Source organism: Geomonas sp. RF6 (genome assembly GCF_021044625.1).
GTDB lineage: Bacteria > Desulfobacterota > Desulfuromonadia > Geobacterales > Geobacteraceae > RF6.
Genome location: NZ_CP087999.1, coordinates 1,806,868 through 1,821,857 on the forward strand (window position 1 = coordinate 1,806,868; position 14,990 = coordinate 1,821,857).

13 protein-coding genes and 1 pseudogene are annotated in these 14,990 nt (G+C 56.8%); 10 read left to right on the forward strand and 4 right to left on the reverse strand.

Features of this window, described 5'->3' with window-relative positions; translation table 11 throughout:
• Positions 1 to 31 precede the first annotated feature (31 nt).
• From LPW11_RS07730 to LPW11_RS07750, 5 genes are all read left to right on the forward strand, one after another.
• Positions 32 to 430 (forward strand): hypothetical protein, encoded by a 399-nt coding sequence (locus LPW11_RS07730; RefSeq protein WP_230997549.1) that lies wholly within the window; start codon positions 32 to 34, stop codon positions 428 to 430.
• A 395-nt stretch (positions 431 to 825) separates the two neighbouring features.
• Positions 826 to 1,149: a hypothetical protein gene (locus LPW11_RS07735; RefSeq protein ID WP_230997550.1), complete on the forward strand. Its 324-nt coding sequence runs from the start codon at positions 826 to 828 to the stop codon at positions 1,147 to 1,149.
• On the forward strand, positions 1,146 to 2,324 hold the full coding sequence (locus LPW11_RS07740) for a hypothetical protein (RefSeq protein WP_230997551.1): 1,179 nt from the start codon (positions 1,146 to 1,148) through the stop codon (positions 2,322 to 2,324). The genes LPW11_RS07735 and LPW11_RS07740 overlap by 4 nt, the downstream gene beginning before the upstream one ends.
• Positions 2,311 to 3,159, forward strand: coding sequence for an ankyrin repeat domain-containing protein (locus LPW11_RS07745; protein ID WP_230997552.1), 849 nt, complete (start codon positions 2,311 to 2,313; stop codon positions 3,157 to 3,159). Before LPW11_RS07740 ends, LPW11_RS07745 begins: the two co-directional genes overlap by 14 nt.
• Positions 3,160 to 3,183: 24 nt before the next feature.
• Positions 3,184 to 4,017 carry an ankyrin repeat domain-containing protein gene (locus LPW11_RS07750; RefSeq protein ID WP_230997553.1) on the forward strand — a complete coding sequence of 278 codons (834 nt, stop codon included), beginning with the start codon at positions 3,184 to 3,186 and terminating at the stop codon, positions 4,015 to 4,017.
• Positions 4,018 to 4,210: 193 nt separating this feature from the next.
• On the opposite strand, the gene LPW11_RS07755 is transcribed toward LPW11_RS07750, so the two are convergent.
• Complete coding sequence (locus tag LPW11_RS07755) at positions 4,211 to 5,206, reverse strand: IS30 family transposase (protein ID WP_230994357.1); 996 nt, start codon at positions 5,204 to 5,206, stop codon at positions 4,211 to 4,213.
• Between the two features lie 255 nt (positions 5,207 to 5,461).
• On the opposite strand from LPW11_RS07755, the pseudogene LPW11_RS22395 reads away from it, so the two are divergent.
• A pseudogene (locus tag LPW11_RS22395) lies at positions 5,462 to 5,641 on the forward strand (SelT/SelW/SelH family protein); the annotation flags it as partial.
• A gap of 243 nt (positions 5,642 to 5,884) precedes the next feature.
• On the opposite strand, the gene LPW11_RS07760 reads toward LPW11_RS22395, so the two are convergent.
• A complete protein-coding gene (locus LPW11_RS07760) occupies positions 5,885 to 6,874 on the reverse strand; it encodes a sensor histidine kinase (RefSeq protein WP_230997554.1) in 990 nt (329 codons plus the stop codon).
• A gap of 290 nt (positions 6,875 to 7,164) precedes the next feature.
• Positions 7,165 to 7,698: a response regulator transcription factor gene (locus LPW11_RS07765; protein WP_230997555.1), complete on the reverse strand. Its 534-nt coding sequence runs from the start codon at positions 7,696 to 7,698 to the stop codon at positions 7,165 to 7,167.
• A 459-nt stretch (positions 7,699 to 8,157) separates the two neighbouring features.
• Between LPW11_RS07765 and cmoA the strand changes: the two genes are divergently transcribed.
• From cmoA to LPW11_RS07785, 4 genes are all read left to right on the forward strand, one after another.
• The gene (cmoA, locus tag LPW11_RS07770; protein ID WP_230997556.1) at positions 8,158 to 8,847 is read left to right on the forward strand and encodes a carboxy-S-adenosyl-L-methionine synthase CmoA; all 690 of its coding nucleotides are present in this window, start codon (positions 8,158 to 8,160) and stop codon (positions 8,845 to 8,847) included.
• Positions 8,844 to 9,815 carry a tRNA 5-methoxyuridine(34)/uridine 5-oxyacetic acid(34) synthase CmoB gene (cmoB, locus tag LPW11_RS07775; RefSeq protein WP_230997557.1) on the forward strand — a complete coding sequence of 324 codons (972 nt, stop codon included), beginning with the start codon at positions 8,844 to 8,846 and terminating at the stop codon, positions 9,813 to 9,815. The genes cmoA and cmoB overlap by 4 nt, the downstream gene beginning before the upstream one ends.
• Before the next feature lie 193 nt (positions 9,816 to 10,008).
• Positions 10,009 to 11,463, forward strand: a complete 1,455-nt coding sequence (locus LPW11_RS07780; protein ID WP_230997558.1) for an ATP-binding protein — start codon at positions 10,009 to 10,011, stop codon at positions 11,461 to 11,463.
• A 308-nt stretch (positions 11,464 to 11,771) separates the two neighbouring features.
• Positions 11,772 to 12,947, forward strand: a complete 1,176-nt coding sequence (locus LPW11_RS07785; protein ID WP_230997559.1) for a trans-sulfuration enzyme family protein — start codon at positions 11,772 to 11,774, stop codon at positions 12,945 to 12,947.
• A gap of 217 nt (positions 12,948 to 13,164) precedes the next feature.
• Here the strand turns inward: LPW11_RS07785 and LPW11_RS07790 are convergent, their stop codons facing one another.
• Positions 13,165 to 14,778 carry an ammonia-forming cytochrome c nitrite reductase subunit c552 gene (locus LPW11_RS07790; protein WP_230997560.1) on the reverse strand — a complete coding sequence of 538 codons (1,614 nt, stop codon included), beginning with the start codon at positions 14,776 to 14,778 and terminating at the stop codon, positions 13,165 to 13,167.
• Positions 14,779 to 14,990: the final 212 nt, after the last annotated feature.

The window sequence follows — 14,990 nt, forward strand, 5'->3', positions numbered from 1 at the left end:
GCGAAAGGATACGGAATGAGGAGATCATGTCATGAATGATAAATTTGATGAAAGAGAAGACAGAGGATTGACCACTTCAGCATTGGCTGACGTCGGCAAGGGAGAGGCGATGGAGCCTGCCCCCGTTGCTGCTACGCCGACTGCAGTAGCAGATGAGGAGAGTACGCCCCTCTTCTCACCCGATGCGACCAGGACGCTGCGCTCCAGGTGGGACGAAGTCCAGGTCGGCTTTGTCGATGAGCCGCGGCGATGCGTGGAACAGGCCGACAATCTGGTGGCGATGGCCATAAAACAGCTGGCGGAGAGTTTTGCCGAAGAGCGGGCGAAACTCGAAGCTCAGTGGGACCGCGGTGACGACGTCTCCACTGAAGAGCTCCGGCTTGCGTTGCGCCGCTACCGCTCGTTCTTCAACCGCCTCCTTACCATGTAACCATCACTCGAGGTCACGGGCGCTTTCGGGCCCGTTACCCCGTCACATGTACCGTTCGTTCTGAAGAAATAATCGAGGGGGCTAGAAGTGAGCCCCCTTTTTTTGCGCCACGAGCAGGTGGAAGTTCAAATATGCAAAGTCTGACTCCGCCCCCCACTTCCGCCCCTCCTCCCCCGCCGTAGCCGCTTTCAAGAGACGATAATCCACTGTCGACGAAAGACTAGCGACACGGCGGCAGTCGCCCGCCCCGTTCCCTGCTTTTGGCGATAACCCGCCTCACACAATTAGCATTGACTAATTTTCTTTTGATGGCAATATGCTGTGGATTTCACACTCCTGAGCGCGGAGTCCATTCCGCCAGCTCGATGCGCCCCCACGAACAATGGTGATATGAAATGGATATAAGCCCTGAGCAAATGGAGATTCTAGGTCGCGCCCGATTCGTTCAACGTGTCGCAGAGATGCTGGTTGCGAGTGGGGCCGTCGCTCCCGATAACGACCCGAAAGTCCTGTGCACTCACGTCGCCAACGCGCTCGATGAAGCGGAAGCCCGTGGCATAAAGTCGGAACGGCTAATGGGCATGTACGCCATTCTGCGGCTCGGGGACGGTGTCGATCCGTATGCCATCAAGGAGTATGCAGCTGTACTCCAAGACCCCTCCATCGCTGAAGATGACAAGGCTCATCTCCTACAGATGATCCGGATCGGCGAACTATGACCTTCGGACTTTCCGCCGTTGCTGCAGGACTAGCTGGAAAGCTGGGCGAAATGAAAACGCCTGAACGCACGGGTTCGCCCGAGTTCAAGAAGAGGCAGGCGATCCGCGAGTACAATGCTCTGCTCGACCGGACAGATCCAACCCAGCCGGCTGGGGCGCCGAACATGCCGTGTCTGCGCAGTGAAAAGGCGTCGCGGAGGAAGAAAAGGCACGACCTGATAAGGAAAGCACAGAATAATGCAGCTATTGAAGCAGACCCTGCGAAGAAAACAGCTATTCTGGCATCGGCGGATCGGCTTGCTAAGGACATGGATCGAGTCGAGGATGCGAGACTGGCACTTCATACCTACACAGCGAACGAAGTAGAGGCTGAGCAGGAGGCGTTCCTGAAGCCATTGCGAAATGAAGCGCCCCCTGGGTTCAAGATGGCGTCCCTTGATGAGATGGCGGAAGATTTTGGAGTCGACAAGGCGAAGCTCACGGACCTCCTGAATCCTGAAAAGAACCCCAGCCAGAGGATAATGGTGTATGAGCGCGATGTTGAGTTACTTGGTCCTGGCCCCAAATACACAATAGCCTTCCGTGGGTCGACGCTTGATGAGGCAGACTGGAACAATAACGGTCAAAATGAAGCTGGCTTCGAGGCACCGCATCAGGCCAATGCTGCGGCGCTTGGGATCTTTCTCGCAAAAGGTGCGGAAAAAAAATCGCTCGATATAGACACTTTAGTTAGTGCAACGGGGCACTCAAAAGGGGGATCTGAAGCACAGGCGTTTGCCGCAGCTTCAGGGAGTTCTGCTCGCATATATAATCCCGCAGGCTTTGATCCCGCTCAATACTCATTGACGCATAATGTAAGGCCGAGTCAGATGAGAATCGATCGTACCACGGTCATTGATCGTGACGCCGATGGTGAAATGATTGAGTCTACACCTCTTGAACCCCACACCGACCCCCTATATTTCGCCCAACATTGCGGCATCACTCAGTTCATAATGAAAAAGCCAGTGACAACCGGCCCACCCCGAGAGCTGGCACCCATTGATCCAGATCTCAGCGTGCCAAGCACAGAGGAGTCGAATACCGAAGCGCATTCCATGCTTCAGGTTATAGAGGCACTTGAACGAGACAAAAGAAGGGATCAAGGAGGATTGAACAGCTATGTTGGAGGGTAACGTGCGACCTGCCGCAAACACTGCCCCGGCAGCTGAGATCAGGAGGCTTTTGAGGCAACTCATTTCATCCAGTCTTTTGCTTCTGTTGACTGGAAGCTGCAGCGAGACAAAGGGAGTCACAATGAATCCAGAGACATATTTTTCCGGCCAGCAACTTGCCGCTTACAATCTAGCGCGACGCGGCGAGACAGAGCGGTTGCTCAAGGCTGTAAAGGAAGGGGTCGACCTAAACTGTCCTGGGCAGCAGAGACTTACTATGCTGGGGTTTGCTGTACTTACAGCTGACCACGACGCCATTGTTAACCTTGTGCGGGCTGGAGCCAATCCAAATCAAGTGATTCCCAGAGCAGGATCCCCGGCCATCCTTGCAATAACAAAACACTTCAATCCACCCCGAACTGAAGCGGTTGCAGCACTGCTAGATGCTGGGTATGACCCCAACCAGATTCTCGGCGAAGGGACACCCTACTTGTTTTACTTTGTCGACTACAGCCACTGGCTAGGCCTGAGGCTTGCCCTGCAGCGGGGCGGCAATATCAATGTGAGAAGGTCAAACGGCGAATCGCTTCTTGCGTATGTCGTAGAAAGGGGAGAGCTATCTCAGGCACGCGACCTGATTGCAGCAGGCGCAGATGTCACGCTACGTAGCGCACAAGACGATACCGCCCTACTTGCCATTGAGTACCATATCCGTCGAGGTGACCCTTCATTGCGGGAGGTGTGGAGGGAGATGCTCGAGTTCCGGGAGTTCCTCCTCAGCAAGCTGACCGATCCAAAAGACCGCCGCACTGTTTTTACCGATCTGGTAGAGGAGAAGATCCGCCAGAATCCTTGAAGTGACGCTGTCTTGGAGGATATCGTGCGACTTAAGGCGAATCGAGGCTCCTCAAGGGCTGAAAATATTCTGAAACGGCTATTTCCAGCCGGCCTTCTGCTTGTTCTGCTTGGGAGCTGTAGTAGCGAAACAAGCGGGAGCACGCTGAATCCTGAGAGGTATTTTTCAGGCCAGCAACTCGCCGCTTACCATCTGGCGCAACGCGGCGAGACAGAGCGGTTGATGAAGTCGGTACGGGATGGGGTTGATTTAAACAGCCCGGGTTATCAAGAAATCACTATGCTTGGGTTTGCAGTTGTTACAGCTGATCACAAAGCCATTGTTAGCCTGATGCGTGCCGGAGCGAATCCAAATCAGATAATTCCCAGAGCAGGATCCCCGGCGGTGCTTGCGATAACACAACACTTCAATCCACCCCGAACCGAAGCGGTTGCAGCACTGCTGGATGCTGGCTATGACCCCAACCAGATCCTCGGCGCAGGCAGACCCTATTTGTTCTACTTTGTGGATTACTTTCACTGGGCAGGCTTAAGGCTGGCACTGCACCGGGGCGGCGACATCAATGTAAGAAGGACCAATGGCAAGTCCCTTCTTACCTATGTTGTGGAACGGGGTGATCTATCCCACGCACGTGACTTAATTGCTGCAGGCGCAGATGTCACCCTCCGCAGCACACGAGACGACACCGCGCTACTTGCCATTGAGAGTCACATCCGCCGAGGGGACCCTTCGATACGGGAGGTGTGGAGGGAGATGCTTGATTTCCGGGAGTTGCTCCTCAGCAAACTGACCGATCCAAAGGATCGCCGCACCGTTTTCACCGATCTGGTAGAGGAGAAGATCCGCCAGAATCCTTGAGACCGTGGGACTTCCGCTGAAGCCATCGCGGATGCTTCCATGGAGGCATCGCCGTCAGCTGACGAGTCAAAAACCGCTACAATGGAAGTCGCGGACTCAGTCGCCGGGTCAGGCTTTGCAACTGGGAATTGAGTCAGGGCAAATGCCAATATGCAAAGCCTGACCCCACAGCTATGACCCCACAGCGGTGAATTCAAGTTGTAAATGCACCACCGAATGATGCACGCAGAACTTCCGCAGGAGTCCGGTAGCCGAGGCACTTTCGTGGTCGATCGTTGACCTGTTTCACGACCTGCTGAATTTCTTCCTCTGATAGGGTCCTGAAGTCGAACCCCTTCGGAAAGTAGTGCCGCAAGATGCCGTTTGTGTTCTCATTGGTGCCACGCTGCCAAGACGCATAAGGATCCGCGAAATACACGGTAAGCCCTGTCTTAGTTTCCAGATCTTTGAATTCCGCAAACTCACTACCGTTATCAACGGTTACTGTCTGGCAGAGGATCTCGGGCAGAGGGCTGAAGCACCTCGCGCTATGATCCGTCATGGTTGCGGCCCTTCTGTCTGCGAGTCTTGCGGCAAGTAAAAAGCGGCTCTTGCGCTCAACGTACGTGGCAAGGTTTCCTGCGCCTTTCGCACCGTGCAGCGTGTCGCCTTCCCAGTCCCCAAATCGTTCTCTGGTACCAACTACTGCCGGCCTCTCCTTAATTGAGACTCGACCCGGAATGAACCGCCGTCCTGCGCAGTAGCGCGTTTGCCTACGGCGATTCCGCCTCCGACGGCGAAGATGCTTGTGAAGCTCGCCACCTTCTCTGGCGTCTAGGTAAATCCAGCGGTAGATGGTTTCATGACTGATGCGCATCGCCCGGTCCATTGGGAAATCCATTTTGAGCCTGGCGGCAATGGCTTCAGGTGGCCAATCCAGCATCAATTTCTCTTCAACGTAAGCGACCAGATCGGCGTTGTCCTGCCGCCGGAAAGACCTGGGCTGGTGACGACGTTTAAGCGCAGTGCCATGCGTGAAGGTGTACCAGTAAACTCCATCGGGGTATGTCGGGCCGTTGCGCGCAATCTCGCGCATGATGCTTGTGTGATGGCGTCCAAGCCTACGGCCGATTTCGCGAAGGCTAAATTTCGCCACCTTCAAATGGCTGATGACATATCGCTCATTTTCTGTAAGATGCGTGTGGGACATGGCGGGCTCCTCCTGGGGTATGTGTTGGTCGCGCTTCACACACTACCAGATTTGCCTGTCATGTCCTGCTTTTACATCAACTGGTGCAATTAAGAATAGAATCCACCAGCTACTGACTCTGCCCCGGCACCAGAACCCAAACGGCAGGCTGCCGTCTTCTAAGAGATATGTGGCGCCTGTGCATCATAGACAAGTGACAAGGGAGGTTATATGGACGTCGTTATCACCTACTGCGGAAGTTGAAACTATCTTCCTCATGCTTCCAGGGTGGAAGCGGAACTGAAGGCGCAGTTTCCGAATGTGAAAGTCACGCTGGTAGAAGGGAGTGGTGGTGTTTTCGATGTGGTGTGTGACGGGAAGCTCATATTTTCCAAACAGAAGATGGAAGAACCGCGCTTTCCCGAAGATGGTGAAGTTTCCAACCTGATAGCGTGATCAGGTGAAAGAGTGGGACGCCTTCAATCAAGAATTTCTCCAACGCATATTTCACGTGCGTCCCCTTCTCCATTATTGACCGAAAAGATGCTCGCCGCTCAAAGCGGCTACTCCCGGCGGCACTGGTTGGCTGACTGTGTGGTGGGGAGTAAATTCCCAAGAGATGTCGCGCTTTCCACCAGAGGTCTTGGCAGCCTATCTCGCTCATGACAGCGTCTACCGGCCCTTCGTATATCGGAGTCCTTACGAGGGATAACTCTCCACGTCGATCTTGAACTCTGCCCCCAGGCCGATGTTACGGACTGTGAAGTTGCCGGCCATGTGCTTCTCGATTATCAATTTGCCGATGAAGAGCCCGAGGCCGGTGCCTTTGTCCGGGCCCTTCGTTGTGACATATTGATCGAAGATCTGTTCTATGATGTGCTGGGCGATGCCACCAGCATTATCTGCGACGGTGATGATGGTCCTGCCATTCTCGCAGTAGGTCCGTATCTGTATTCTGCGCACCTCGCAGTCCTTTAGCTCCAGGAAGGCGTCCCGAGAGTTAAGGAGAATGTTTAGTAGCACCTGCGATAGCTCATTGGCCTGCCCATAGAGTGCAGGCGCCCCTATCACCTCAACCTCAACCACAATCTGGTCTTCCATCAGGCTGTCTTGAACTAGATTCAATGCCATTGCTATTAAGTCGGCCGTCTTCAGAGACTCTCTTCTCACGGTACTGCAAAAGAAGTACCTGAAAGCGTTTATGGTATCTGAGATATGCTGGATCAGATCGGTCGCTTTTTCAAGTTTCTGTGACAGGTATTGTTCGGTTAGTTCCCTCCGTTCGTTCAGCATCGCGACATCCTCAAAGATCACGCCGAGGATGTTCAGCGGCTGACGCCACTGATGGGCAATGTTGTCAATCATCTCTCCCATCGTCGCAAGCCGGCTTTGGTGAATCAGCAGTTCCTCCCTCTCCCGGAGCGCAGCCAGTGTTTGCATGCGCTCCTCCGTTTCAAATTTCAGGGAATCAAGCGCCGATTTCAGCTCAACCGTCCGCTCCTGCACTCGTTTTTCCAACTGGTCGTACGAGTCTTGCAGCTCTTGCTGCATCGTGTTGTGCCTACTGTCGATCAAAGCGGCGATTGCCCCGCTGACTTCACCATTTTCATCATACAACGCGACAGCGTCCCCAGCGATGTCACAAGAAGTGCCGTCCTCATATGTGAGAGTGATTCTCACCGCTCTCATGCCGACCTCCGGGGTACTACCAGGATGCTCATGCGTCCGTCCCCGTCCCAAAAGCCAAAGTTCTTTGCCGTCTGTCTTCTGGACTTTTGGCTCCTCGCACAAATTTTCCTCCAGTCTCATATGCGCTCCATATCTGTTGTCAGCCTGTAAGTCCAGCACATGACGGGGCTGTAAGGATCAGCGGACGGGGTTGCCATAAGCGGCTGCTCGTGGCGGCTAGACTATAAGGGAGCCAGAAATTGGTCGTCTTGTGTTATTTTGCTGAATGAATGCAAACTATGGGTGGAACTTTACCCTTTGGGGTTCCATGAGGAAGGAGGTGAGCCTGTGATACGTTGAAACCATTTGGTGAATTCGCTCTGGTCACTGAATCCGCAATGGACGGCTACATGCGCAAGAGGGGACATACCTTGGGCCATGAGGTCCAAAGCTAGATTGATGCGACTGTTGATCATGAACTGGATGGGACTGACGGAGAAGTATCTCTTGAACTCCCGGCTGAAGTGGAACTTGCTAAGGCATGCCTCGCTGGCGATCCTCTCGAGGTATAACGGCTCGGAGCAGTGATCCTGGATGTACTGCGCGGCCCTGATGAGTCGCTCCGGCACAAGACTTTCCGGGGCAGCGCGCAAGTCAGGGCGGTCTGCGACTATGATGGTAACTTCGGGATACGAGGATCTGAGGTTGGCCAGCAGATTGAGCCGGGAAGGGCCGAGCATTTCGGCATCGAGAACGACAGCAACTACGCCGGAGGAGGCCAGGAACTCCATATCCTCCGTGTGGTTCTGAAAAACTATGACAGAAGATCTATTCGACGTTGTCATGTGCAGCCCCCCTTGATAAGGGACCTTTGCTACATGCACCTCAAAAAGCCTATCTGGATATTGTATGTGACCGGAGGTCATAGTGTCTGTGAGTACCTTTTAGGTAATTATGTTTACCGAGATCTTGAATGTCAATATCTTCTGCTTTGAGGACGATTGACCTCTGTTCCCTCCGTGGGGCCTCACGCAGGGCCCGTTCCTGCCTGGCTTGTTCGGTGACGTCCCGAAGTTCACCACCTTCTCCACGGCTTACCTACAATGCGCTGGGGTTGCAGCAGCGCTCAAACGCTCAGAATAGCTACACCGGGTGGCAAGAGGGGGTTGATCCGTGCGCAACAAGGGGTTGATGTTCCGCGGCAAACCAGCTATCTTCCTCTTTTCACGAACAGACAGTTCCAAAAGGACCACTCTACTGTGACCAAAAAGACAGATTCAATCTATGCTGCGCCCTTGCAGGAAATGATCGACTTTAAATTCGATGAACGGGTCGTTGCGGTTTTTCCCGATATGATACAACGCTCCGTTCCCGGGTACGGCATGATCATATCCAATATCGGCATCCTCGCCGGGAAGTACGCCCAGCCCGGGAGCCACTGCTATGATCTCGGCTGTTCGCTCGGAGCGGCCACCCTCGCGATGCGCCAGCGCATCAAGCAGCCGGAGTGCGACATAATCGCTGTTGATAACTCCCCCGCAATGATCGAGCGCGGGCGGGAGCTCCTCGCGCGCGATTCCGTGCCAACCGTTCCGGTGACGATGATCTGTGCCGATATCCAGGAGGTGGCTATCGAGAACGCCTCGGTAGTCGTCCTCAACTTTACCCTGCAGTTCATCCCGCCGGCGCAGCGTCTGGCGCTGATTCAGCGGATCCATGCGGGGCTGAGACCAGGCGGCATCCTCATCCTCTCAGAAAAGATCGCCTTCAGCGAGCCGGTGCGACAGCACTTTCATGAAGAGTTGCATCACGACTTCAAACGGGCCAACGGCTACAGCGACCTCGAGATCAGCCAAAAGCGCTCGGCGCTGGAAAAGGTGATGATCCCGGAGACCCTCTCCTGTCACCAGGAGCGGCTGGAGGCCGCGGGATTCTCTTCCTCAGATCTGTGGTTCCAGTGCTTCAACTTTGCCTCTCTGGTTGCGATAAAATGAAATTTTACGACACCCTCTATCCGCAACTCGCCGCCATGGGGCAGGAGCGCTGGGCAGAGCAACTGCAAGCGACCCTACCGGAAAGACTGGACCTCGACGGGCACGGCAAGATGGCGGCGTGGCTAAGCGCCCTCCAGTCGCTGCCGGAGATACGTCCCTCCCGAATCGAGCTGAAAGACAATGTCACCATCGGCTGCAGCAGCGATCTTGGTGACATCGACAGGGAGGAGCTGATCGCTCAACTCCAGGCATTTCACCCGTGGAGAAAAGGGCCCTACAACTTCTTCGGCATCAAGATCGATACCGAGTGGCGGTCGGACTGGAAGTGGGATCGCGTTTTTCCGCACATCCAGCCGCTGGCGGGACGCAGGGTCCTCGACGTCGGCTGCGGCAACGGCTATCACGGCTGGCGCATGCGCGGCGCCGGCGCCGATTTCGTGCTCGGGATCGAGCCGTTTCTCCTCTCGGTGCAGCAGTTCCAGGTGATGCAGCGCTACATACGCGATCCGCAGCATCATGGCATCCCCATCGGCATCGAGGATGTCCCCCCCGATCTCGCCTGCTTCGACAGCGTCTTCTCCATGGGCGTCCTGTACCATCGTCGTTCCCCCCTGGACCATCTTTTCGAGCTGAAGGGGTGCCTGCGCCGGGGGGGACAACTGATTCTGGAGACGCTGATTGTGGAAGGGGATCAGCAGACGATCTTCATGCCGGAGGGACGCTACGCGAAGATGCGCAATGTGTGGTTTCTGCCGTCGATTGCGGCGATGATGTTGTGGCTGCAGCGGTGCGGATTCACCGAGATTGCCTGCGTCGACACCAACCGCACCAGCCGCGAGGAGCAGCGCTCGACGGAGTGGATGCACTTTGAGTCGCTGGCGGATTTTCTTGATCCGGATGACCCGGAGAAGACGATCGAAGGGCACCCGGCACCGCTGAGGGCGGTTTTCACTGCGACGAGGCCATAGGTTTGCAGGGATTTATTAGTTTTCTGAATCTTTCTGCCCCGGTCCGCACGATCGACCGGGTTCTACACCCCACTCTCCCCTAGCTTAACGCCACCCTCCTGCGAATTTATTCCCTTCTGCACCTCTAATGACTTGCTAGTGCCTTTTAAGGCCAGTATACTGGCCTTAATCCCGTTCTTTAGGAGGTAGTCCTGTGATTGCATCTAGTGCTGAGCTCATCGCCGTGTTGAGGCAATACAATCCATGGTGGTCGGGGGCTCGTTTTCCGGATCTGCCTGCTTGGCGACGCGCAGCCTTTCGGGAAGTAAATGATTGGCTGCATGCCCCACCAGCAGGGCGTGCCCTGTTGCTATCGGGTCCGCGCCAGGTCGGCAAGACCACACTCCTGCTCCAGGCAATCGATGTGCTGCTGGATCAGGGGGTAGCACCCACCAATATACTTTACGCCACCTTCGACCATCCGCTGCTCAAGCTAATCGGGCTGGACGGCCTGCTCCGACTTTGGCGAGAGTTCGAGCCGGCGCGGGAGGGGGTTGAGTACCTCTTTCTCGACGAGATCCAGGCCACGAAGGACTGGCAGGTCTGGCTAAAGCATCAGGTGGACTTCGAGAAGAAGCGGCGGATTGCCGTGACGGGGTCTGCTACCCCGCTGCAGATGGAAGGGCAGGAGTCGGGAGTGGGCCGCTGGCACACCATCAGACTGGCAACACTCTCTTTCTACGAGTACCTGCAAATCCGCAACGATCCGATGCCGCAGTTGCCGCCGATGACCTCCCTGATGACGCTGTTCGGTAAAACCCCAGGGTGGTTTGCCCGCATTGGGGAGGACTCGCGGCCGTTGACCGGCCTTTTCCACGAATACCTCCTGCGCGGCGGTTTTCCACAAAGCACGTTAGTCAGCAGCATCCCGATGGCGCAGAAACTCCTCCGAGAGGACATTGTCGACAAGGTGCTGAAGCGGGATATGACCGCGCTGTTTGGGGTGCGGCGAGTGCTGGAGCTCGAACAGACCTTCCTGTATCTCTGTCTGCACGACGGCGGCCTTATGGACATGCAGGTACTTAGCAAAAACCTGGAGGTAAAGAAAGCTACCGCCAGTAACTTCATCGCCCTTTTGGAAGCGACCCACTTGATTTACCGCCTGCTTCCCTTCGGCTATGGGAAGGAGATTCTCAGGGGAAAGGCAAAGATCTACCTGGCTGACGCAGCGATCGCCCCCGGCGTCCTCCTGAAAGGAAAGGGGCTTCTGGAGGATGTGAACTCGCTGGGCCAGGCCGTCGAGACCGCCTTTTTCAAACATGTCTTCACCCGCTATTACCAGCGGAGCATCTCCTTCTCATATTGGCGCGGCGGGAAAAAGGACCTGGAAGTGGACATCATAGCTGATGTGGGGGGGCGGCTGGTGCCCTTTGAGGTCAAATACCGCGGAACCAATGTCACCAGCAATGAGCTAAAGGGACTAGTGGAGTTCTGCAAGGAACGTAAGGTGAAGCGTGCATATGTTATCACTAAGGATGCAGCAGACTTCGGAGTTCTGTCGCTGGGAGGGGGCGAGATCGAGGCCCTGAAAATCCCGGCTCCGCTGGCATGCTACTGGCTCGGTAGGTCAGAGATCGAGGCCACCGATGCTCAGGAAGCAGACGGCTAGGGGTTTCAGATTCCAGCTGTAACTCCATGACTGGCAAGGTGTCCAGAGCGTTGTAGTGGTGCGCATAGCCGCCTCCCCTTTATCCAATGATCGTCACCCCCGACACCCGTTTTGAGTATCGATCAAAGCTTAAAAACAATTTGCCGTTGTCCTTGCAACGAGAGGCCAAAAAGGTATTACCATATTCTCATGCCTCATGGACTGTGATGGCGAGTGAACTGCAATGACGCGCCTTCGAAGCCTTAACCCACCCGCCTTCCTGCCTCAGTATCGGTTTCAACCCTGATGTCTGTCAGGAGGAACTACCGATGAAAGATCAAAAGACAGGCTTTTCCACCCTCTGCGTACATGGCGGCGATGTGATGGACCCCCAGGGGGGGATACACGTCCCTCTCTACAATCACTCCACCTTCGGCTTCCCCTCGACGCAGGCACTGCTCGATGTGGTCGAAGGTCGCAAGGAAGGAAACTTCTATACGCGCTTCGGGCAGAATCCCACGATCCGCGCGGTGGAGCGCAAGCTGGCGTTGCTGGAAGGAGGGGAACTCGCTCTCGCCTTCAGCTCCGGGATGGCGGCGGAGGCGGCAACATTCCTCACCCACTGCAAGGCGGGCGATCACATCGTCTGCATCGGTGACGTTTATGGAGGGACGTTTGAGCTGCTGGCGCGCAACCTGCCGAATCTCGGCATCGAGACCACCTTTCTCCTCGGAAATGAGGTGGATCGCCTGCGCGAGGCAATGACGGAACGTACCCGCATCGTTTTCTTTGAAACCCCCACCAATCCCAATATGGAGATATTCGACATCGGTGCGGTCGCGGAGACGGCCCGGGGAGCGGGGGTCCTGACGGTGGTCGACAACACCTTTGCCTCGCCGGCCAACCAGAACCCGCTGGCGTTGGGAGCGGACATCGTCCTCCACAGCACCACCAAGTACCTTGGCGGTCACAGCGATCTCACGGGGGGCGTGGTGATCGGGCCGAAGGCGCGCGTGGAGCCGATCTGGCCGTGGCGCAAGAATCTCGGGCAGATCATGGCTCCAGAGGTGGCATACCTCCTTGCCCGCAGCCTGCGTACGCTGACGGTACGGGTGCGCCAGCAGAACGCCACCGCCCTTGCCGTAGCCGAGTTCCTGTCCAAACATCCCAAGGTGCTCAAGGTGAACTACCCGGGGCTGCCCGATTTTCCCGGTCACGCCGTCGCCGCGCGTCAGATGCGGGGATTCGGCGGAATGGTGAGTTTTGTGTACGACGGTGACGCAGCGGCTACCTCCGCGATGGTCGACCGACTGGGGATCTTCACCATCGCCGCCAGTCTCGGGGGCACCGAGAGCCTGGTCACCCAGCCGATCACCTCGACGCATCACGGCATGGCACGGGAGGAGAGGGAACGGCGGGGGATCGTGGACGGACTGGTGCGTATGTCGTGCGGCCTGGAGGACACGGAGGATCTGATAGCGGATTTGCAGCAGGCGATGGGGTAGGCTGGGTAGCCGGCGGAGACGGGTTCAACTGGGCGATGTCCTGGCATCGCCAAAGGCAAATCCCCCCTGTCCCCCCTTCGCTAAGGGGGAACGTGAGGCTCCCGTTCCGTTGAAGGAACACACCTCCAGGGGGCACGAAAATGTGGATGAAACGGAAAAAAGGCGCCGCGGCAACTATCTGCCGGGGCGCCTTTTTTTGTCGACACTTCTCCGTTACCTACTTCTTCTCGTCCTTCTTCGCCAGCATGGCGTCGTTCAGGATCTTCACCCCTGCTTTTGAGGCGGAGATGGAGGCGGTGAGGCTTTCACGGGCCAGCTGCGGGTTGTGGAAGCCGTCGCTGTTCTCCGCCGTCCAGTACTCCCACAGCACGTGGGCCTCTTCATGCTTCTCGCGCGCCTGCGCCAGCACCGTCTCAGCCACGCCGAGGCGCTGCGCCGCGGCATAAGTGTCAATCAGGCTCCCCAGCCAGTACTCAGCCTTCCGCATCTTACCCTTTGTGTAGTTGCGGATCGTCTCGATCTGGTACTTCTTCTTCGCGGCGCCATCCTTCGGGTGGCACCCGAGGCAAGCCTCCTGCACAGCGTGGGCCGGCCTCACCACCGAGTGGCTGGAAAAGATCTTGCCGTCCTTCCCCTTCTGCTTCGGCATGTGGCACTGGTGGCACTGGACACCCGCCTTGTCGTGCACGCTGCCGGCGTAGGTCTCCGCCTCGGGGTGCTGAAGCTTCACAAGCCGCGCGCCGGTGACGGCGTGCTTGAAGTCGTAGAAGTCGAGCTTCTTGTAGTGCTCCAGAAGATCCTTCGCCGACTTCAGCGGGAAGTGGTTGGTGCGCGGATCGTCTCCCTTCACGGCCTTCCCGTCGCTCCACTGCGTGCCGGCATTGCAGTTGTACTCGACGTGGCACTGGGCGCACATCATCCGTGAGTCCGTCTTCTCCATGATCCCGATCTTGCGGAAGCCGCGGAAGTCGACGGCCTTCAGGTCGGTCTTCCCCCCCTTGGAGAAGATGTTTCCGCCGGCATTCTGCTGCACCCCCTGGATGAGGGCGTCGCGGATCACGCGCGGCTGCGTACCGTGCGGGTCGTGGCAGAAGATGCACCCGAGCGGGTTTTGTACTTCCTTTGCAACATCATTCACGTTGGAGGTGCGGTCGAACTTCCCCCCCTTCTCCCCCATGAATTTCCACTTGAGGATCAGGTCGCTGCTCTTGCACTGCATGCAGGTGGGGTTCCCCGCCATGGCGGTCTCGGGGAGCTTCGTGCCGGCGCCCTTGTCCTCCAGGATATCCCAGGTCTTCCCTGTCTTGTCGTAGTTGGCCCACCCCCCCTTGAACTGGTAGCGCCCACCCTGGAACCGATCGGAGGCGAACTGATCCACCACCATGTGGGCGTGCCCGCGCGGCTCGGTGTGCTCGAAGGTGAAGCCGTGCCCCGCGAGGAGTTTGTCCTGCATGGGAGAACGGCCGCCGGGCATCCCCTTGTCCTTGCGGGCGCCGCTCGGGTCGTAGTGCACCTCAAAGAAGCTGTCGTACTGGCTCTTGTGACATTTGCCGCACACCTCGTGATCTACACGGGTGCCGGGAACCGTGGAGGAATCCTTCAGGTGCTCGTCGATCCTGTCGTGGCAGGTCTTGCACGACAGCTTCGCGTGCTTCGACCCTTCCTTGAGCGCCTTGACCTCCTCGTGGCACTCGTAACATTTGGCCCGTCCGTCGTTCACCATCTTGGGCGCCGGCTTCGTCTTCGCCGCCGTCGTCAGGCTCGGCAGCGACATCGCGGCGAGCGCACCGGCGGCCAGAGTCGCTGCCACCAACACCTTTCTCTTCAGCATCGTTTTCTCCTCATTTTCGTGGTGAGGGCTCGCGCCCTAAAGCAGGTAATTGCGGGGCGCCGGGAAGGACGGTGGCACCCAAAAAATGGCACTACAGTAGCAATATCGCTCGGGGATTCAATGACCAAAGTCAAGAAGTGCGGGTTGCCCCGGGGGCAGCTCTGACCCCGGGTGTTGGTACGGGGTGCGATTAGAGGTTGCAGGCCCCCTCC